Here is a 19116-nt window from a genome sequence, read left to right on the forward strand (position 1 = left end):
GCCTCGTCATTGCTGGCTATCTCAGCTCGTCAGATAGCCGATCTCCGCTATGTCCTCTACGAGATCTGCCAGAGCGATTTCTGAGTTCAACGCGCTTACCACCTCTTCGGTCAGAGGACGCGAGGAGAAGACGTGACGAACGGCCTCCAGGTCGACGGGGACTTCGTAGTAGTCCTCGGCCCACCGCTGGAACGCCTCCGGTGAGCGATCGATCAGAAGTTGGAAGAGGTACCCGGCGCCGTCCGGATCGTCCGTTGCTCGCTCAGGGAAGTCGATCGTCCCTGTTTTCCAGGCATCGTCTCCCGTCTCTCGCCATATGCACGCAGTGACAACAGGCATTCCGTCCTCATCCGAGAACGCGGGCTCCTCGACGCACGGCCGGAAGGCATCCGGTACTTCGTCGAGCACTCCCGGCCATGGCCCGTCCTCTGCATAGGGGCTCATGGGCGATTCATGATCGAATCCACGGATGTAGGCGCCCGCGGCCGAGAAAACGATGGAGTACTCGTCACCCGATCCGTTGCGCATCGAGGCCATCGATTCCTTCTCGGACCAGTGGTCGTTGAAGGAGTGGTACCGGTCGGCCCACTCAGGGCTCAGGACCGCCTCCACAGTGGCCATGGAACGGCAATGCTCACGGAGGACGGCTATCTCGGGCAGCTGCCGAGCAACGTCTTGAACGGTCACCCGCTCATCCAAGCGCACGCCTCTGACACCGCAGGTTCGTGTCTGGCAGACGGCTGCTTGACCAGACCGACCGCCGCGAGCGTGACTCACCTGCGGCGATGCCCCAAGATCCCGTCCACGCCTCGTCCACAGACGCCGACATACGGTCGCTCCGGGCTGCATCCGCCTGCACATACGCGAAGACCCCGGCCTCAGCGTTTCCGCTGGTGACGGGGTCTTTGGGCACCTCATGCAAGGTGCCCCCGGCAGGATTCGAACCTGCGCACACGGCTCCGGAGGCCGTTGCTCTATCCCCTGAGCTACGGGGGCGTATCGATCCGCTGCGCGGCGATGGGTAGAACCCTACCAGTTCTCCGGAGCCTCTCGTGAACAGGTATTTCCGTGAGCCGTGGGCCACGCGGCGGGGCTTCGGCGGGTGCCCTCCGGCGTGGGAAGTAGGGAAAACCGGGACGCGGTGGTGCGGGCGGACCTACTCTCGAGTTGTGCCAGGCATGCCCGGCCGAGTGCTTGTTGTGGACGACAACAAGGTCATTCGGCAACTGATCAGGGTCAATCTCGAGCTGGAGGGCTTCGAGGTCGTGACCGCGGCTGACGGTGCCGAGTGCCTTGACGTCGTGCAGCAGGTGCAGCCCGACCTCGTCACTCTCGATGTCGTCATGCCCCGGCTCGATGGGCTGCGGACCGCCGCCCTTCTTCGTTCCGATGCCCGCACGCGGCATCTGCCCATCGTCGTCATCAGCGCCTGTACTCAGTACGAGGTGGAGAACGGGCTTGAGGTGGGTGTCGACGCCTTCCTCGCCAAGCCCTTCGAGCCGAACGAACTCGTGGCGGTCGTACGACAGTTGGTCGAGCTCGGGCGTGGGCGCGGGGGAGTCGGCAAGGCCAGCGAGGCCGGGGCCGAGGCTGAAGTGGAACTTGCTGAGCGCGCCGAGTGTGCCGAGCCCGCCGAGCGTGCGGATCGTGCGGAACGTGCCGCTCAGGCCGGTGGCTGACCGGGCCAGTGCCCGGGGGTGATCCGCCTCGCTCGCCCCCGTCGTCGGTCGGTCAGCGGTGGATTGCGGGAAAGTCCCGGACCGTCGTCAGGGAACCCCAGGTCACGAGCGTCTCGCTGGGCGGCGGGCGGGATTTTTGTGGGATGCGGATGTGTGTACCTCGTCTTGGCGTGGGTCGGGGGTCGTGGGTCGGGGGTCGTCGCGGTGGGGGCCGGGGTTGGGTGTTCGTCGGCCAATGGGTTCGTCCACATCCGGTCCGCTTCCCGTCCGCCCCGTCCACATCCCGGACCCGGTCCTAAACCAATTCGCGGACCCACCCCCCTCCTCCCATACGCTTGGCCCGTGACCCCCGTCGAGCTCTCCCGCACCGTGCTGCGCGCCATGCGTGCCGCCGTTGATGCCGGGGAGCTCAGGGTGCGCGTGCCGGAGGATGTCGGGAGTGTGCGGGTCGAGCGGCCTCGGCCAGGTGGGTGCGGGGACTACGCCACCAGCGTTGCCCTGCGGGTCGCCCGCGATGCGGGGATGCGGCCCCGGGACGTGGCCGAAGCGTTGTCGCCGTGGATCGCCGCCCAGCCGGGCATCGCCGGGGTCGACGTCACTGGGCCCGGCTTCCTCAACGTCACGCTCGCCGGTGCGCCCTCCGAAGCCCTCGTGCGGGAGATCAGCGAGAGCGGCCTCCGCTACGGGCACGCCCCCCGCGACTCCGGGCAGCTCGTCCACATCCACGTACCGCACGAAGTCCGCGCCCTCGTCGTCGCCGACAGTGCCCGGCGGATTCTGCGCAGCCAAGGCATCCCCGTCCGCGTCACGTGCGACGCCGCGCCCGAGGCGGCGTGGGTGGACGTCCTCGGGGTGCGCGCCGACGCCCCCGGCCGCCCCCCGGCCGCCTCGCCCACCCCCCAGCTCCAGCCGGCCGTTCAGTCGGCCCAGGTCACCCTGCGGCCCGTCCCCGCCCCCGGCGACCCCCTCCGGCTCGGCCGTGACGCCGCCCGCTGGGCCCTGCTGCACCCCGCCCCGCACGACCGCGCCCGCATCGCCCCCGAGCACGGCGGCGACGAGCACCTCGTGCAGCGGGAGGGCAACCCCCTCTTCCGCGTCCAGTACGCCCACGCCCGCTGCCGCGCCCTCACCCGCAACGCCACCGCCCTCGGCTTCACCCCCGCCCCCGGCGACCCCAGCCCCGGTGACCCGCACCCCGCCCCCGGCGACCCCAGCCCCAGCGGCACACCCCCACTCCCCACCCCGCACCCCGCCCCCCTACTGACCGCCCTGGCGGGCTACCCCCCCGTCCTCGCCGCCGCCGCGCGGCACCGGGCGCCTGATCGGGTGGCCCGGCAGCTTGTCGTGGTCGCTGACGCACTGCTCGCGTATCAGCACGTCGTCCTGCCGCGCGGTGAGGAGAAACCCGTGGCCGCCCACCGCGCCCGGCTCGCGCTCGCCGAAGCCGCCGGGACGGTGCTCGCCGGTGGCCTGTCCCTGCTCGGCATCAGCGCACCCGAATACCTGTGACACCCCCGAGAGGCGGGTGCCACCCCGTGAGAGACGAGACACGCGAGTCATGAGCCGTTCCGCACACCCCGCCGGACCCCGCCACGCCGACGTGCTGCCCGAGGGGCACTACAGCGCGCCGCCCGCCGATCTCAACGCCCTGGACCCCAAGGTCTGGTCCCGTACGGTCGCCCGTGGCGCCGAGGGTGTCGTCAGCACGGGCGGGATCGAGGTGACGCGGCTCGCCGAGGAGTTCGGTACGCCGGCGTACTTCGTCGACGAGGCCGACTTCCGCGCCCGCTGCCGGGCCTGGCGCGACGCCTTCGGCAGTGAGGCCGATGTCTTCTACGCCGGTAAGGCCTTCCTGTCCCGGGCCGTCGTGCGGTGGCTGCACGAGGAGGGGCTCAACCTCGATGTGTGCAGCGGCGGGGAGCTCACCACCGCCCTCGCCGCCGGCATGCCCGCCGAGCGCATCGCCTTCCACGGGAACAACAAGACCCCGGCCGAGATCGAGCGCGCCGTCGAAGCCGGAGTCGGGCGCATCGTGCTCGACTCCTTCCAGGAGATCGCCCGCGTCTCGCACATCGCCGAGCGGCTCGGCAAGCGTCAGCCCGTGCAGATCCGCGTGACCGTGGGCGTCGAGGCGCACACCCACGAGTTCATCGCCACCGCGCACGAGGACCAGAAGTTCGGGATCGCGCTGGCCGGCGGGCAGGCCGCCGAGGCCGTGCGGAGGGCCCTGAAGCTGGACGGTCTTGAGCTCATCGGCATTCACTCGCACATCGGGTCGCAGATCTTCGACATGGCCGGGTTCGAGGTGTCCGCCCGGCGCGTCGTGCAGTTGCTGGCCGAGGTGCGCGACGAGCACGGCGTCGAGCTGCCCGAGATCGACCTCGGCGGCGGCCTCGGCATCGCGTACACCTCCGACGACGACCCCCGCGAGCCGCACGAGATCGCCAAGGCGCTGAACGAGATCGTCACGCGGGAGTGCGCCGCCGCCGATCTCCGTACGCCTCGTATCTCCGTCGAGCCGGGGCGCGCCATCGTCGGGCCCACCGCCTTCACGCTGTACGAGGTCGGGACCGTCAAGCCCCTCGAAGGGCTGCGGACCTACGTCTCCGTCGACGGCGGCATGTCCGACAACATCCGTACCGCGCTGTACGACGCCGAGTACACCGTCGCCCTGGTCTCCCGCTCCTCCGACGCCGAGCCCATGCTGGTGCGCGTGGTGGGCAAGCACTGCGAGAGTGGTGACATCGTCGTACGCGACGCCTTCCTGCCGGCGGACCTGGCGCCCGGAGATCTGATCGCCGTGCCCGCCACCGGTGCGTACTGCCGCTCGATGGCGAGCAACTACAACCACGCGCTCCGCCCGCCGGTCGTCGCCGTGAACGACGGCGCCGCGCGGGTGATCGTCCGCCGCGAGACGGAGGAGGACCTGCTGCGTCTCGACGTCGGGTGACATCAAGGTGCTGGCCCCGGTGCCGCATGAAGGTTCTGGCTCCGGTGCCGTGTGGCATCGGATAATGAAATCCATGTCTCATGATTCGGACAATGGTCTGAAAGTCCATTCCGGTGGGTGAGACTGGTCCCATCGTAGATGTATGAGAAGTGAGGTCGGATGATGCGTACGCGTCCGCTGAAGGTGGCGCTGCTGGGCTGTGGGGTCGTCGGCTCAGAGGTGGCGCGCATCATGACGACGCACGCCGACGACCTCACAGCGAGGATCGGCGCCCCGGTGGAGCTCGCCGGGGTCGCCGTCCGACGCCCCTCCAGGGTGCGTGAGGGAATCGATCCCTCACTCGTCACCACCGACGCCACCGCGCTCGTCAAGCGCGGGGACATCGACGTCGTGGTGGAGGTCATCGGGGGCATCGAGCCCGCCCGCGCGCTGATCACGACCGCCTTCGAGCACGGCGCCTCCGTCGTCTCGGCGAACAAGGCGCTGATCGCGCAGGACGGCGCCGCGCTGCACGCCGCCGCCGTCGAGCACGGCCGTGACCTGTACTACGAGGCCGCCGTCGCCGGTGCCATCCCGCTCATCCGGCCGCTGCGCGAGTCGATGGCCGGGGACAAGGTCAACCGCGTACTCGGGATCGTGAACGGGACGACCAACTTCATCCTCGACGCCATGGACACGACGGGGGCCGGCTACCAGGAAGCCCTCGACGAGGCCACCGCGCTCGGTTATGCCGAGGCCGACCCCACCGCCGACGTCGAGGGCTTCGACGCCGCGGCCAAGGCCGCCATCCTCGCCGGGATCGCCTTCCACACGCGCGTGCGCCTCGACGACGTGTACCGCGAGGGCATGACCGAGGTGACCGCCGCCGACTTCGCCTCCGCGAAACGGATGGGGTGCACCATCAAGCTCCTTGCCATTTGCGAACGGGCGGCCGACGGCGGGTCCGTCACCGCGCGCGTGCACCCCGCGATGATTCCGCTCAGCCATCCGCTGGCGTCCGTGCGCGAGGCCTACAACGCCGTCTTCGTCGAGGCCGAGGCCGCCGGGCAGCTCATGTTCTACGGGCCCGGCGCCGGTGGCTCGCCCACCGCTTCGGCCGTCCTCGGCGACCTCGTCGCCGTCTGCCGCAACAAGCTCGCCGAGTCCACCGGACCCGGCGAGTCCGCGTACACGCAACTGCCCGTGGGTTCCATGGGCGAGGTCGTCACGCGCTATCACATCAGCCTCGACGTGGCCGACAAGCCGGGCGTGCTCGCCCAGGTCGCGACGGTCTTCGCCGAGCACGGCGTATCGATCGATACGGTCCGTCAGACGGGCAAGGACGGCGAGGCCTCCCTCGTCGTCGTCACCCATCGCGCGCCCGACGCCGCCCTCACCGGCACCGTCGACGCGCTGCGCAGACTCGACACCGTGCGTGGTGTCGCCAGCATCATGCGGGTTGAAGGGGAGTAGGCAGTAATGACCCACCAGTGGCGCGGAATCATCGAGGAGTACCGGGACCGGCTTCCGGTCTCGGCCACCACGCCGGTCGTGACGCTTGGCGAGGGCGGCACACCGCTCGTGCCCGCGCAGGTGCTCTCCGAGCGCACCGGCTGCGAGGTCCACCTCAAGGTCGAGGGCGCCAACCCCACGGGGTCCTTCAAGGACCGCGGCATGACCATGGCCATCACCAAGGCCAAGGAGGAGGGCGCGAAGGCGGTCATCTGCGCCTCCACCGGCAACACGTCGGCCTCCGCGGCCGCCTACGCCGTGCGCGCGGGCATGGTCTGCGCGGTCCTGGTGCCGCAGGGCAAGATCGCGCTCGGCAAGATGGGCCAGGCGCTGGTCTACGGCTCGAAGATCCTCCAGGTCGACGGCAACTTCGACGACTGCCTGAACCTGGCCCGCGCCCTCTCCGAGAACTACCCGGTGGCGCTGGTCAATTCGGTCAACCCGTTCCGCATCGAGGGCCAGAAGACCGCCTCGTTCGAGATCGTGGACGCCCTCGGCGACGCCCCCGACATCCACGTCCTTCCCGTCGGCAACGCGGGCAACATCACCGCGTACTGGAAGGGCTACAAGGAGTACGCCGCCGACTCCGTGTCGACGCGCACCCCCCGGATGTGGGGCTTCCAGGCCTCCGGTTCCGCGCCCATCGTGCGCGGCGAGATCGTCAAGGACCCCTCGACGATCGCCACCGCGATTCGCATCGGCAACCCCGCGTCCTGGCAGCACGCGCTCGACGCGCGCGACGAGTCCGGCGGCTTCATCGACGAGGTGACGGACCGTGAGATCCTGCGCGCCTACAAGCTGTTGGCCTCGCAGGAGGGCGTCTTCGTGGAGCCCGCGTCGGCCGCCTCGGTCGCCGGTCTGCTGAAGGCCGTCGAGCAGGGCAAGGTCGACAAGGGGCAGAGGATCGTCTGCACGGTCACGGGCAACGGCCTCAAGGACCCCGACTGGGCCGTCGCCGGTGCTCCGCAGCCGGTCACCGTCCCGGTCGACTCGGCCGCCGCCGCCGAGCGCCTCGGCCTGGCGTAACCGTCACGGGGGTGGCACGGGGGGCCCACGACACGCATCGTGCGCCTCCTGTGCGCCCTATGTCGCCACAGAACCTTCCTTCGATAGGCTGTACCGAACCCACCCCGCCGCATATGCCGCGGTGCCGCCGTTGTGCGGGTCGGGGCGCCGCCGTTGTGCGCGGCCTCCGGGTGTTCTGTATATGTGGCACGTAACAAAATGTGGCACGTAGCAAACTACGCAGCCTGAAAAACACGCAGCTCAAGGAGAGTCATCGAGCGATGGCCGGTCCAGCGTTCCGCGCCGCCGCCGTCCGGGTGCGCGTCCCCGCCACCAGCGCCAACCTCGGTCCGGGCTTCGACGCCCTGGGCCTGTCGCTGGGTCTGTACGACGACGTGGTCGTCCGGGTGGCCGACTCCGGCTTGAACATCGACATCGCGGGGGAGGGCAGCGACACCCTGCCGCGCGACGAGTCCCACCTGCTCGTACGGTCCCTGCGCACCGCCTTCGACCTGCTGGGCGGGCAGCCGCGCGGCCTGGAGATCGTCTGCGCCAACCGCATCCCGCACGGCCGGGGGCTCGGCTCGTCCTCCGCCGCCATCTGCGCCGGCATCGTCGCCGCGCGCGCCGTGACGATAGGCGGCGAAGCCAGGCTGGACGACACGGCCCTGCTCGAACTCGCCACCGAGATCGAGGGCCACCCCGACAACGTCGCCGCGTGTCTGCTCGGCGGATTCACCCTGTCCTGGATGGACGGGGGAGCGGCCCGCGCGATCAGGATGGAACCGGCCGGTTCCATCGTTCCGGTGGTTTTCGTACCAGGGAAGCCCGTCCTCACCGAGACGGCGCGCGGACTGCTCCCGCACACCGTCCCGCACGTCGACGCGGCCACCAACGCGGGCCGGGCGGCCCTGCTCGTAGAGGCCCTGACCAGGCGCCCCGAGCTGCTGCTCCCCGCCACCGAGGACCGACTGCACCAGGAGTACCGTGCCCCGGCCATGCCGGAGAGCACCGCCCTGGTGGAGCGGCTGCGCGCCGACGGCGTGCCCGCGGTGATCTCCGGCGCGGGCCCCACGGTCCTCGCGCTGGCCGAAGAGAGTGCGGCCGACAAGGTCGCGCGCCTGGCGGGAGAGGGCTGGGCGGCCAACCGTCTGGAACTCGACGCCGCCGGGGCGAGTGTGCTGCCGCTTGCGCCGTGAGGCAGTGAATACAGGGTTTCGGGGTGTCCCGATTCCGAGAGGGGGAATGTTTGTTGGATCCGGTAGTGTTAATCTCAAGTCTGCACCCGACCTCACCATGGCGAGGTGCTTTGTGTCCCCGTCCGGGACAACCATTCTTCCGGGAGCCTCCCAAACTGCTTCGTGCCCCGCGCTGAGCAGTCCTGAGCACGCTCCGGAACCGGCGTGACCGAGCCGGGTGACACCGCACTTCAGTGACACCGCGCCGGGAATCGCCATCACCAATGAATTCTTCCGCCGCTTAGGCGGACCACCGCCACGGCACGGTCCACAGCACACAGCCAGGACCGATCGCCGGACAGCACAACCGGTCGCCGAGCCAGACAGGCCGACGTCCGCTCCAGGGAAGGACCCTTCGTGAGCGACACCACCGATCTGATGGGCGTGACTGCCGACACGCCCGCCACGGACGCCTCCGCGGCGCCTGCCACCGGTGCTTCGGCCGGGTCCCGGCGGCGCCGCGGCACCGGCCTCGATGGCATGGTGCTGGCGGAACTGCAGCAGGTCGCATCGGGCCTTGGAATCAAGGGCACCGGGCGCATGCGCAAGAGCCAGCTGATCGAGGTCATCAAGGAGGCGCAGGCCGGGGGCGGAGCCCCGGCGAAGAGCGCCGCGCCCGCCGCCGAGGCGGGCGAGACCAAGCCCAAGCGCCGGGCCACCTCGAAGACCCGTACGGACGAGGACGCCGCGGAGAGCACCGCCAAGGCGGGCAAGCCGGACAAGGCGGATGGCGGCAAGGCCGGCAAGGCCGCCGCTCAGCAGCAGATCGACATCCCCGGCCAGCCGGCCGGTGGCCCCGTCCGCGCCGGTGAGGCCGAGCGTGCGGGAGACGAGCAGCCCGCCGGTGAGCGCCGCCGGCGCCGCGCCACGGCCGACGCGGGCAGCCCCGAGACCGTCACCGCCGAGGCGAGGACCGAGCCCAAGGCCGAGGCCAAGGGCGACGCCTCCGAGGCCAGGAACGACAAGGGCGGCGACAAGGGCGGCGACAACGCCGGTGGCGACGCCGACGGCCGCCGTGAGCGCCGTGACCGCCAGGGCCGCGGCCGTGACCGCGACCGCCGCGGCAACAAGGGCGACGACCAGCAGGGCGGCGGCCGTCAGGACCGCCAGGAGCGTCAGGACCGCCAGCAGGGCGGTGGGCGCCAGGACCGTCAGGACCGCCAGGACCGTCAGCGTGACAACGGTCCGCAGGACGACGACGACTTCGAGGGTGGCCGCCGCGGCCGCCGCGGGCGCTACCGCGACCGCCGTGGGCGTCGTGGCCGCGACGAGCAGGGCTTCGGCAACGAGCCGCAGGTCTCCGAGGACGACGTCCTGATCCCCGTCGCGGGCATCCTGGACATCCTCGACAACTACGCGTTCATCCGTACGTCGGGCTACCTCCCCGGCCCCAACGACGTGTACGTCTCCCTCGCCCAGGTCCGCAAGAACGGCCTGCGCAAGGGTGACCACGTCACCGGTGCGGTCCGTCAGCCCAAGGACGGCGAGCGCCGCGAGAAGTTCAACGCGCTCGTGCGCCTGGACTCGGCGAACGGCATGGCGGCCGAATCCGGCCGCGGGCGACCGGAGTTCAGCAAGCTGACGCCCCTGTACCCGCAGGACCGGCTCCGCCTGGAGACCGACCCGGGCGTGCTGACCACCCGCATCATCGACCTCGTGGCGCCCATCGGTAAGGGCCAGCGCGGTTTGATCGTGGCCCCGCCGAAGACCGGCAAGACCATGATCATGCAGGCGATCGCCAACGCGATCACGGTCAACAACCCCGAGTGCCACCTGATGGTCGTCCTGGTCGACGAGCGTCCGGAAGAGGTCACCGACATGCAGCGGTCGGTGAAGGGCGAGGTCATCTCCTCGACCTTCGACCGTCCCGCCGAGGACCACACCACGGTCGCCGAGCTCGCCATCGAGCGTGCCAAGCGCCTGGTGGAGCTGGGCCACGACGTCGTCGTGCTGCTCGACTCGATCACCCGCCTCGGCCGTGCGTACAACCTCGCGGCCCCGGCCTCCGGCCGCATCCTGTCCGGTGGTGTCGACTCGACCGCGCTGTACCCGCCGAAGCGCTTCTTCGGTGCCGCGCGCAACATCGAGGACGGCGGCTCGCTGACCATCATGGCCACCGCGCTGGTCGACACCGGCTCGCGCATGGACGAGGTGATCTTCGAGGAGTTCAAGGGCACCGGCAACCTCGAACTCAAGCTGGACCGCAAGCTCTCCGACAAGCGGATCTTCCCGGCGGTGGACGTGGACTCGTCCAGCACCCGCAAGGAAGAGATCCTGCTCGGCAGCGACGAGCTCGCCATCACCTGGAAGCTGCGCCGCGTGCTGCACGCGCTCGACCAGCAGCAGGCGATCGAGCTGCTCCTGGACAAGATGAAGCAGACGAAGTCGAACGCCGAGTTCCTGCTTCAGATCCAGAAGACGACGCCGGCGCCGGGCAACGGCAACGACTGATCGCCGTCCGGACCTGAAGTCCGAGCCTGGAGAAGAGTGACCGGAAGGGGCCGGTCCCGTCATCCGACGGGACCGGCCCCTTCCGTTTGCCGAGACCTTGACCACACACCCTGTACGTTCTCACGGTCACTGCCGGTAGCGCTTCTCTGCGTGAAAGCGCAGGTGAGAGGCCAGAAATCGGGGACGGCCCGAACTCTGTGTAGTGGCCGGACCCCGGGGCGCACACAGGGTGGCGTGCAACCCTTCTCTCGGATTTCACGTCTGAGAAGTGACGGAAAGCCACGCCAGACCCTGAAAGCAGGGGGTAATCGACCGACGAGGACTGAGGGGCGCATGACCGACGAGAGAAGGGCCGCCGACGCGCCGAGGCGTGGCAAGCGCGGCCGCCGCCGCAAGCCGCGCAGCACGGGCAGGAAGGCGCTCGTCGTCACGGCATGGACCGCCGCGGGAGTGGCCGTCGTCGGGGGCACCGGTCTCGGCTTCGTGTACTTCAAGCTCAACGGCAACCTCAAGGGCGTCGACATCAACAGCGCGCTCAAGGACCGGCCCGCGGACGTCGACAACGGCTCCCAGGACATCCTCGTGCTCGGCTCCGACTCGCGCTCCGGCGACAACGCCAAGTACGGCAAGGACGAGGGCACCGCCCGCTCGGACACCGCGATGATCGTGCACGTGTACAAGGGCCACAAGAAGGCCAGTGTCGTCTCGATCCCCCGCGACACCCTGATATCGCGGCCCGACTGCGCGACCGAGGACGGCGGGACCGAGCCCGGCGCGCAGCGCCAGATGTTCAACACGGCCTACGAGGTCGGCGGCCCCGTATGCGCCGTCAAGACGGTCGAGAAGATGTCCGGCATCAGGATGGACCACTACCTGGAAGTCGACTTCTCGGGCTTCAAGAAGCTCATCGACACGCTCGGCGGCGTCGACATCACGACCAAGAAGGCGATACGGGACAAGGACAGCCACCTCGACCTGGACGCGGGGACGCACACGCTCACCGGCGAGCAGGCGCTCGGCCTGGTCCGCACCCGGCACGGCGTCGGCGACGGCAGCGACCTGGGCCGCATCCAGCTCCAGCAGGCGTTCATCAAGGCCCTGCTCGACCAGGTCAAGCAGGTCGGGGTCTTCAGCAACCCCAAGAAGCTGTACGACCTGGCGAACGACGCGACCAGCGCCATCACCACCGACTCCGACCTGAACGACGTCAAGAGCCTCGTGGGCTTCGCGGGCGGCCTCAAGGGCATCGGCGCGGGCGACATGAAGATGGTCACGATGCCCATCCAGTACGACCCGGCCGACCCCAACCGCGTCCTGCCCCTCGAAGAGGCCGACCAGCAGGTGTGGGACGCCCTGAAGGCCGACAAGGCCATCCCCAGGTCCGCCACGGAGAAGTCCGCGGGTGACAAGGGCGACGTGGGTGACGTGGTCAGCAGCGAGTAGCCGGCCGGTCACCGTGACGGACCCGTCGGCCGGTCACGGTGGCGGGCCGCCGGCTCCAGGAATAGATCCCGGCCCACCCCCGTTTTGGGAGATACGACCAGTCCTGGCAGACTGGTACGTCGGCCCCGGTTCACGTACGAGCAATCCGCGCGTACGACCCGGCGCCCTCCCGAAACTAGGAGACACCTTGAAGCGCGACATCCACCCCGAGTACTTCGAGACCCAGGTCAGCTGCACCTGCGGCGCGGAGTTCACCACCCGCAGCACGATCCCCAGCGGCACCGTCCGTGCCGAGGTCTGCTCCGAGTGCCACCCGTTCTACACGGGCAAGCAGAAGATCCTCGACACCGGTGGCCGTGTGGCCCGCTTCGAGGCCCGCTTCGGCAAGGCTGCCGCCGCCAAGAAGTAGCGAGCCACTGCGCCGGTCATCGGCCGCTCCCGGGAGGGGGTGGCCGGGACCGGCGCTTTTGCCGTCCCGCAGCCAAGTCGCAGCCAACTCGCGTGAAACCCCGCGGAGAAAACCAGGAGTCCCCGATGTTCGAGGCGGTCGAGGAACTGATCGGTGAACACGCCGATCTCGAGAAGAGGCTCGCCGACCCTTCGGTCCACGCGGACCAGGCCAACGCGCGCAAGCTCAACAAGCGCTACGCCGAGCTGACGCCGATCGTCGGGACGTACCGCTCCTGGAAGCAGACCGGGGACGACATCGAGACGGCCCGCGAGCTGAGCGCCGACGACCCGGACTTCGCCGCCGAGGTCAAGGTCCTCGAGCGGCAGCGCGAGGAGCTCACCGAGAAGCTGCGGCTGCTCCTGGTGCCCCGTGACCCGTCCGACGACAAGGACGTCATCCTGGAGGTCAAGGCCGGCGCGGGCGGCGACGAGTCCGCCCTGTTCGCGGGCGACCTCCTGCGCATGTACCTGCGGTACGCGGAGCGCGTCGGCTGGAAGACCGAGATCATCGACGCCACCGAGTCCGAGCTCGGCGGCTACAAGGACGTCCAGGTCGCCGTGAAGACCAAGGGCGGCCAGGGCGCCACGGAGCCCGGCCAGGGCGTGTGGGCCCGTCTGAAGTACGAGGGCGGCGTGCACCGTGTGCAGCGTGTGCCGTCCACCGAGTCCCAGGGGCGCATCCACACCTCCGCGGCCGGTGTCCTGGTGACGCCCGAGGCCGAGGAGATCGACGTCGAGATCCACGCCAATGACCTGCGCATCGACGTCTACCGTTCCTCGGGCCCCGGCGGCCAGTCCGTCAACACCACCGACTCCGCGGTGCGCATCACGCACGTCCCCACCGGCGTCGTCGCCTCCTGCCAGAACGAGAAGAGCCAGCTCCAGAACAAGGAGCAGGCCATGCGTATCCTGCGCTCCAGGCTCCTCGCGGCGGCGCAGGAGGAGGCGGAGAGCAAGGCCGCGGACGCCCGCCGCAGCCAGGTCCGCACGGTCGACCGCTCCGAGAAGATCCGGACGTACAACTTCCCGGAAAACCGGATCTCGGACCACCGCGTCGGCTTCAAGGCGTACAACTTGGACCAGGTGCTGGACGGTGACCTCGACGCGGTCATCCAGGCCTGCGTGGACGCGGACTCCGCGGCCAAGCTCGCGGCGGCCTGATCCCGCCGCACCGCACGACGCCCGATCACCCGTACGACGCCCCGATCTCCCGCAGCCCCGGAGGACCAGCGTGAACCTGCTGCTCGCGGAAGTGGCCCAGGCCACCCAGCGGCTGGCCGACGCCGGCGTGCCCTCGCCGCGCAACGACGCCGAGGAGCTCGCCGCGTTCGTGCACGGCGTGAAGCGGGGCGAGCTGCACTCCGTCAAGGACACCGACTTCGACGCCCGCTACTGGGAGACGATCGCGCGCCGGGAGGCCCGTGAGCCGCTCCAGCACATCACCGGACGCGCCTACTTCCGGTACCTGGAGCTCCAGGTCGGCCCCGGTGTGTTCGTGCCGCGTCCGGAGACGGAGTCGGTCGTGGGGTGGGCGATAGACGCGGTCCGCGCCATGGACGTCGTCGAACCGCTCATCGTCGACCTGTGCACCGGCTCCGGCGCCATCGCGCTCGCCCTCGCCCAGGAGGTGCCGCGCTCGCGCGTGCACGCCGTGGAGCTGTCCGAGGACGCCCTGAAATGGACGCGGAAGAACGTCGAGGGGTCCAGGGTCAAGCTGTCCCAGGGCGACGCCCGCGACGCGTTCCCCGAGCTGGACGGCCAGGTCGACCTGGTGGTCTCCAACCCGCCGTACATCCCGCTCACCGAGTGGGAGTACGTCGCCCCCGAGGCCCGCGACTACGACCCCGACCTGGCCCTGTTCTCCGGCGAGGACGGCCTCGACCTGATCCGCGGCATCGAGCGCACCGCGCACCGGCTGCTCCGCCCCGGCGGCGTCGTCGTCATCGAGCACGCGGACACCCAGGGCGGCCAGGTCCCCTGGATCTTCACCGAGATGCGGGGCTGGGCCGACGCGGCCGACCACCCCGACCTCAACAACCGGCCGCGCTTCGCGACCGCCCGCAAGGCGATGCCGTGACGACCAAGAAGCAGTACGTGTACGAGGAGGCCCGCTAGATGGCACGGCGATACGACACCAATGACGCGACCGACCGCACGACCGGTCTGCGCGAGGCCGCGTCCGCCGTCCGCCGTGGCGAGCTGGTCGTGCTGCCCACCGACACCGTCTACGGCATCGGTGCCGACGCCTTCAGCCCCGAGGCGTGCGGCGACCTGCTCGACGCCAAGGGCCGCGGCCGCAACATGCCGACCCCCGTCCTCATCGGCTCGCCGAACACCCTGCACGGCCTGGTCACCGACTTCTCCGAGATGGCCTGGGAGCTCGTCGACGCCTTCTGGCCCGGCGCGCTGACCCTGGTCGCCAAGCAGCAGCCGTCCCTCCAGTGGGACCTCGGCGACACCCGCGGCACGGTCGCCATCCGCATGCCGCTGCACCCCGTGGCCATCGAACTGCTCACCGAGGTCGGCCCCATGGCCGTCTCCTCCGCGAACCTCACCGGGCACCCCGCCCCCGAGGACTGCGACGCCGCTCAGGAGATGCTGGGCGACTCCGTCTCGGTCTACCTCGACGGCGGCCCGACCCCCGGCATCGTCCCCTCCTCCATCGTCGACGTCACGGGCAAGGTGCCGGTACTGCTGCGCGCGGGTGCCCTGGACGCGGACGAGCTGCGCAAGGTGGTACCCGACCTCGAGGTGGCGAATTGACAGCCCCTGAGACGGGGCGTGGCATAGCGGGCTTCCCGGGCTCTGCGGGCGCCTTCCGCATCCTCCACGTCAGCACCGGCAACGTCTGCCGTTCGCCGATCACCGAGCGGCTGACCAGGCATGCCCTGGCCTACCGCCTCGGCGATCCGCTCACCGGCGGGCTGATCGTGGAAAGCGCGGGCACCTGGGGCCACGAGGGGGCGCCCATGGAGACCAACGCCGAGACGGTCCTCGCCGACTTCGGCGCGGACGCCAGCGGCTTCATGGGGCGCGAGCTCCTCGACGACCACGTCATCCGCGCCGACCTGGTCCTGACCGCCACCCGCGACCACCGGGCGCAGGTCATCTCGATGGGCCACTCGGCGGGCCTGCGCACCTTCACGCTGAAGGAGTTCACGCGCCTCGTACGGGCCATAGACCCCACGACCCTGCCGGAGCCCGACGGCAACGGCGTGGTGGAGCGCGCGCGGGCCCTGGTGCGCGCCGCCGCCGCGCTGCGCGGCTGGCTCCTCGCGCCGAACGTCGAGGCCGACGAGGTCTACGACCCCTACGGAGCACCCCTGCCGTTCTTCCGTTCGGTGGGCGACGAGATCAACCAGGCGCTCGACCCCGTGGTGACGGCGCTGACCGGGGTGCCCGCGCACACGTAGCGGCCTACATTGGATCTGAGGTCACCCCTGCCAGGCCCCGGAGCCCACGATGTCGCTCAGCACGGTCAGTACCGCACCCACCTCCCGCGGGACGTCGTACACCGATCTCGACGCGCTGCGCCGTCAGGACCCCGAGCTGGCCGAGATCCTCGTGGCGGAGGCCGCCCGGCAGGCCGACGGGGTCCAGCTCGTCGCCGCCGAGAACTTCACCTCGCCCGCGGTCCTCACCGCCCTCGGCTCGCCGCTCGCCAACAAGTACGCCGAGGGCTATCCGGGCGCCCGGCACCACGGCGGCTGTGAGCTGGTGGACGTCGCCGAGCGGATCGCCGTCGACCGCGCCCGATCCCTCTTCGGCGCCGAGCACGCCAACGTGCAGGCGCACTCCGGCTCCTCCGCGGTCCTCGCCGCGTACGCCGCGCTGCTGCGGCCCGGCGACACGGTCCTCGCGATGGGACTGCCGTACGGCGGCCACCTCACGCACGGCTCGCCCGCGAACTTCTCGGGGCGGTGGTTCGACTTCGTCGGGTACGGCGTCGACGCCGACAGCGGCCTCATCGACCACGAGGAGGTGCGCGCCCTGGCCCGCGCCCACCGCCCGAAGGCGATCGTCTGCGGCTCCATCTCCTACCCACGCCACCTCGACTACGCGGCCTTCCGCGAGATCGCCGACGACGTCGGCGCGTACCTCATCGCGGACGCGGCGCACCCCATGGGCCTGATCGCCGGGGGAGCGGCGCCCAGCCCGGTCCCGTACGCCGACGTGGTCTGCGCGACCACGCACAAGGTCCTGCGCGGCCCCAGAGGCGGGCTCCTGCTGTGCGGGGCGAACCTCGCCGAGCGGATCGACCGGGCGGTCTTCCCGTTCACGCAGGGCGGCGCGCAGATGCACACGATCGCCGCCAAGGCCGTCGCGTTCGGGGAGGCGTCCACGCCGGCCTTCACCGCGTACGCCCATCAGGTGGTCGCCAACGCCCGGACGCTGGCCGACGGCCTCGCCGCCGCCGGGTTCGCGATCGCCACCGGCGGCACGGACACCCACCTCGTCCTCGCCGACCCGTCGCCCCTGGGAGTGGGCGCGCGGGACGCCCGCGGCAGACTCGCCGCGGCCGGGATCATCCTCGACACCTGCGTCCTGCCGGACGGCGACACCCGTGGCCTGCGGCTCGGCACCGCCGCCGTCACCACCCAGGGCATGACGGGCGAGGAGATGGTGCGGCTCGCGGGCCTGCTGGCCTCGGCGGTGCGCGACGAGCCCGACGTACGGGAAGAGGTGCGCGAACTGGTGGGACGATTTCCGCCGTATCCGGCATAGGACGGGGCAGGCGCGTCGGTGACTCGCGCGTACTCGTGCAACCATCGTCGCTACCCGTAAGTCCCCAACCGTATGCGCGCAAAGCTAGGCTGTGGGGCTGAGATGGCCAGCGATATCTGTGGGGAAGCCCGTGCGTGAATATCTCCTGACGCTCTGCATCACGGCCGCGGTGACCTATCTGCTGACCGGGCCGGTGCGGAAGTTCGCGATCGTGGCCGGCGCCATGCCGGAGATCCGCGCCCGCGACGTGCACAGGGAGCCCACGCCCCGGCTCGGGGGCATCGCGATGTTCTTCGGCCTGTGCGCGGGCCTCCTGGTCGCCGACCACCTGCCGAACCTCAACGCGGTCTTCGAGAACTCCAACGAACCGCGCGCGCTGCTCTCCGGGGCGGCGCTGATCTGGCTCATCGGCGTCCTGGACGACAAGTTCGAGATCGACGCCCTGATCAAGCTCGGTGGCCAGATGATCGCCGCCGGCGTCATGGTCATGCAGGGTCTGACGATCCTCTGGATCCCGGTCCCGGGCGTCGGCACGGTGTCGCTCACCTCGGGCCAGGGCACCCTGCTCACGGTGGCGCTCGTCGTCATCACCATCAACGCCGTGAACTTCGTGGACGGCCTCGACGGCCTCGCCGCGGGCATGGTCTGCATCGCCTCGGCGGCGTCCTTCATGTACGCCTACCGGATCTGGTACGGCTACGGCATCGAGGCCGCGGCGCCCGCCACGCTCTTCGCCGCCATCCTGATGGGCATGTGCCTGGGCTTCCTGCCGCACAACATGCACCCCGCCCGGATCTTCATGGGCGACTCCGGGTCGATGCTGATCGGCCTGATCCTCGCGGGCGGCGCGATCTCCGTCACGGGGCAGGTGGACCCGGCGGCGATGAAGCTCAACTTCGGTACGGGACGCGATGCCACGCACGCGATGCTGCCGGTCTTCATCCCGCTCCTGATGCCGCTGACGATCATCGCGATCCCCTTCGCCGACCTGGTCCTCGCGATCGTCCGGCGCACCTGGAACGGCAAGTCGCCGTTCGCCGCCGACCGGGGCCACCTGCACCACCGGCTCCTGGAGATCGGGCACTCGCACAGCCGCTCGGTGCTGATCATGTACTTCTGGTCGGCGCTCATCGCCTTCGGCACGGTCGCGTACTCGGTGCACTCCACGAGCGTGTGGATCCTCTTCGTCATCGTCGCGCTGAGCGCGCTCGGCCTCGTGCTGCTCCTGCTGCCACGCTTCAGGCCGCGCACCCCGCGGTGGGCCGAGGGGTTCGTGCCGCCGCGCTACCGCCGCCGTCGCGCGGCCACCGGACAGGACGCCGCGCAGGCTGCGTACGGGACGGGTGAGGGTGAACGGGGCGCGAGTGACGCGGAGGTGAAGTCTCCGGTCGGCGCGGGCGTCAACGGAGCTACCGCTCTCGGTGCCCGCTCGCGCCTCCAGGACCGGGGAGAGGCGCCTTCGTCGCATTGACACGCGACGCCGAAACGCCCCATTACCAGACAACTCGCCCCGTGGAGTGCACATGCGCGCGGAATACTTCTCATGTGTGACGGCGAGCACACTCAGCAGGTAAAGACCTCATCAAATAGTTTGTGATACCGTTCACGAAAGCCCGGGATAGAGCCGAAGGACCGTAGTGCGACGGTCCATCCGGCCCGAGTGTCATCTCGATCCGGGTCTACG

Annotated in this window: 16 protein-coding genes and 1 tRNA gene; 15 read left to right on the forward strand and 2 right to left on the reverse strand. The window is 70.2% G+C overall.

Annotation, left to right across the window (positions count from 1 at the left end):
- Positions 1–21 precede the first annotated feature (21 nt).
- Together ACRAKF_RS26290 and ACRAKF_RS26295 are read right to left on the reverse strand one after the other, a co-directional pair.
- Positions 22–621 (reverse strand): hypothetical protein, encoded by a 600-nt coding sequence (locus ACRAKF_RS26290; RefSeq protein WP_447040011.1) that lies wholly within the window; start codon positions 619–621, stop codon positions 22–24.
- 303 nt (positions 622–924) lie between these two features.
- Positions 925–996: transfer RNA gene (locus ACRAKF_RS26295), tRNA-Arg, on the reverse strand.
- Between the two features lie 194 nt (positions 997–1190).
- On the opposite strand from ACRAKF_RS26295, the gene ACRAKF_RS26300 reads away from it, so the two are divergent.
- From ACRAKF_RS26300 to ACRAKF_RS26370, 15 genes are all read left to right on the forward strand, one after another.
- Entirely contained in the window at positions 1191–1679 is a 489-nt protein-coding gene (locus ACRAKF_RS26300; protein WP_447042184.1) for a response regulator, read from the forward strand.
- Positions 1680–2021: 342 nt separating this feature from the next.
- Positions 2022–3188: an ArgS-related anticodon-binding protein NrtL gene (nrtL, locus tag ACRAKF_RS26305; RefSeq protein WP_447040012.1), complete on the forward strand. Its 1167-nt coding sequence runs from the start codon at positions 2022–2024 to the stop codon at positions 3186–3188.
- Between the two features lie 49 nt (positions 3189–3237).
- A complete protein-coding gene (gene lysA, locus ACRAKF_RS26310; protein WP_447040013.1) occupies positions 3238–4629 on the forward strand; it encodes a diaminopimelate decarboxylase in 1392 nt (463 codons plus the stop codon).
- A 159-nt stretch (positions 4630–4788) separates the two neighbouring features.
- The gene (locus ACRAKF_RS26315) at positions 4789–6081 is read left to right on the forward strand and encodes a homoserine dehydrogenase (protein WP_447040014.1); all 1293 of its coding nucleotides are present in this window, start codon (positions 4789–4791) and stop codon (positions 6079–6081) included.
- A gap of 6 nt (positions 6082–6087) precedes the next feature.
- On the forward strand, positions 6088–7146 hold the full coding sequence (gene thrC / locus ACRAKF_RS26320; protein ID WP_447040015.1) for a threonine synthase: 1059 nt from the start codon (positions 6088–6090) through the stop codon (positions 7144–7146).
- 260 nt (positions 7147–7406) lie between these two features.
- Positions 7407–8324, forward strand: coding sequence for a homoserine kinase (gene thrB, locus ACRAKF_RS26325; protein ID WP_447040016.1), 918 nt, complete (start codon positions 7407–7409; stop codon positions 8322–8324).
- A 396-nt stretch (positions 8325–8720) separates the two neighbouring features.
- On the forward strand, positions 8721–10814 hold the full coding sequence (rho, locus tag ACRAKF_RS26330; RefSeq protein ID WP_447040017.1) for a transcription termination factor Rho: 2094 nt from the start codon (positions 8721–8723) through the stop codon (positions 10812–10814).
- Positions 10815–11147: 333 nt separating this feature from the next.
- A complete protein-coding gene (locus tag ACRAKF_RS26335; protein ID WP_447040018.1) occupies positions 11148–12257 on the forward strand; it encodes an LCP family protein in 1110 nt (369 codons plus the stop codon).
- 187 nt (positions 12258–12444) lie between these two features.
- The gene (rpmE, locus tag ACRAKF_RS26340) at positions 12445–12666 is read left to right on the forward strand and encodes a 50S ribosomal protein L31 (RefSeq protein ID WP_355802802.1); all 222 of its coding nucleotides are present in this window, start codon (positions 12445–12447) and stop codon (positions 12664–12666) included.
- Between the two features lie 125 nt (positions 12667–12791).
- Positions 12792–13868 (forward strand): peptide chain release factor 1, encoded by a 1077-nt coding sequence (prfA, locus tag ACRAKF_RS26345; protein ID WP_447040019.1) that lies wholly within the window; start codon positions 12792–12794, stop codon positions 13866–13868.
- A gap of 70 nt (positions 13869–13938) precedes the next feature.
- The gene (gene prmC / locus ACRAKF_RS26350) at positions 13939–14784 is read left to right on the forward strand and encodes a peptide chain release factor N(5)-glutamine methyltransferase (protein ID WP_447040020.1); all 846 of its coding nucleotides are present in this window, start codon (positions 13939–13941) and stop codon (positions 14782–14784) included.
- Between the two features lie 38 nt (positions 14785–14822).
- Positions 14823–15470, forward strand: coding sequence for an L-threonylcarbamoyladenylate synthase (locus ACRAKF_RS26355; RefSeq protein ID WP_447040021.1), 648 nt, complete (start codon positions 14823–14825; stop codon positions 15468–15470).
- Complete coding sequence (locus ACRAKF_RS26360) at positions 15467–16120, forward strand: arsenate reductase/protein-tyrosine-phosphatase family protein (protein ID WP_447040022.1); 654 nt, start codon at positions 15467–15469, stop codon at positions 16118–16120. The genes ACRAKF_RS26355 and ACRAKF_RS26360 overlap by 4 nt, the downstream gene beginning before the upstream one ends.
- Positions 16121–16169: 49 nt before the next feature.
- A complete protein-coding gene (locus ACRAKF_RS26365) occupies positions 16170–17432 on the forward strand; it encodes a serine hydroxymethyltransferase (RefSeq protein ID WP_447040023.1) in 1263 nt (420 codons plus the stop codon).
- A gap of 130 nt (positions 17433–17562) precedes the next feature.
- Positions 17563–18903: an MraY family glycosyltransferase gene (locus ACRAKF_RS26370; protein WP_447040024.1), complete on the forward strand. Its 1341-nt coding sequence runs from the start codon at positions 17563–17565 to the stop codon at positions 18901–18903.
- The last annotated feature ends 213 nt before the right edge of the window (positions 18904–19116 follow it).

Source organism: Streptomyces sp. DSM 118878 (assembly GCF_052936595.1).

Coding starts and splice junctions, on each gene's coding strand:
- ACRAKF_RS26290 (WP_447040011.1), bottom strand. CDS start 621: ATGGCCACTGTGGAGGCGGTCCTGAGCCCTGAGTGGGCCGACCGGTAC.
- lysA (WP_447040013.1), top strand. CDS start 3,238: ATGAGCCGTTCCGCACACCCCGCCGGACCCCGCCACGCCGACGTGCTG.
- ACRAKF_RS26315 (WP_447040014.1), top strand. CDS start 4,789: ATGATGCGTACGCGTCCGCTGAAGGTGGCGCTGCTGGGCTGTGGGGTC.
- thrC (WP_447040015.1), top strand. CDS start 6,088: ATGACCCACCAGTGGCGCGGAATCATCGAGGAGTACCGGGACCGGCTT.
- thrB (WP_447040016.1), top strand. CDS start 7,407: ATGGCCGGTCCAGCGTTCCGCGCCGCCGCCGTCCGGGTGCGCGTCCCC.
- ACRAKF_RS26335 (WP_447040018.1), top strand. CDS start 11,148: ATGACCGACGAGAGAAGGGCCGCCGACGCGCCGAGGCGTGGCAAGCGC.
- prfA (WP_447040019.1), top strand. CDS start 12,792: ATGTTCGAGGCGGTCGAGGAACTGATCGGTGAACACGCCGATCTCGAG.
- ACRAKF_RS26355 (WP_447040021.1), top strand. CDS start 14,823: ATGGCACGGCGATACGACACCAATGACGCGACCGACCGCACGACCGGT.
- ACRAKF_RS26365 (WP_447040023.1), top strand. CDS start 16,170: ATGTCGCTCAGCACGGTCAGTACCGCACCCACCTCCCGCGGGACGTCG.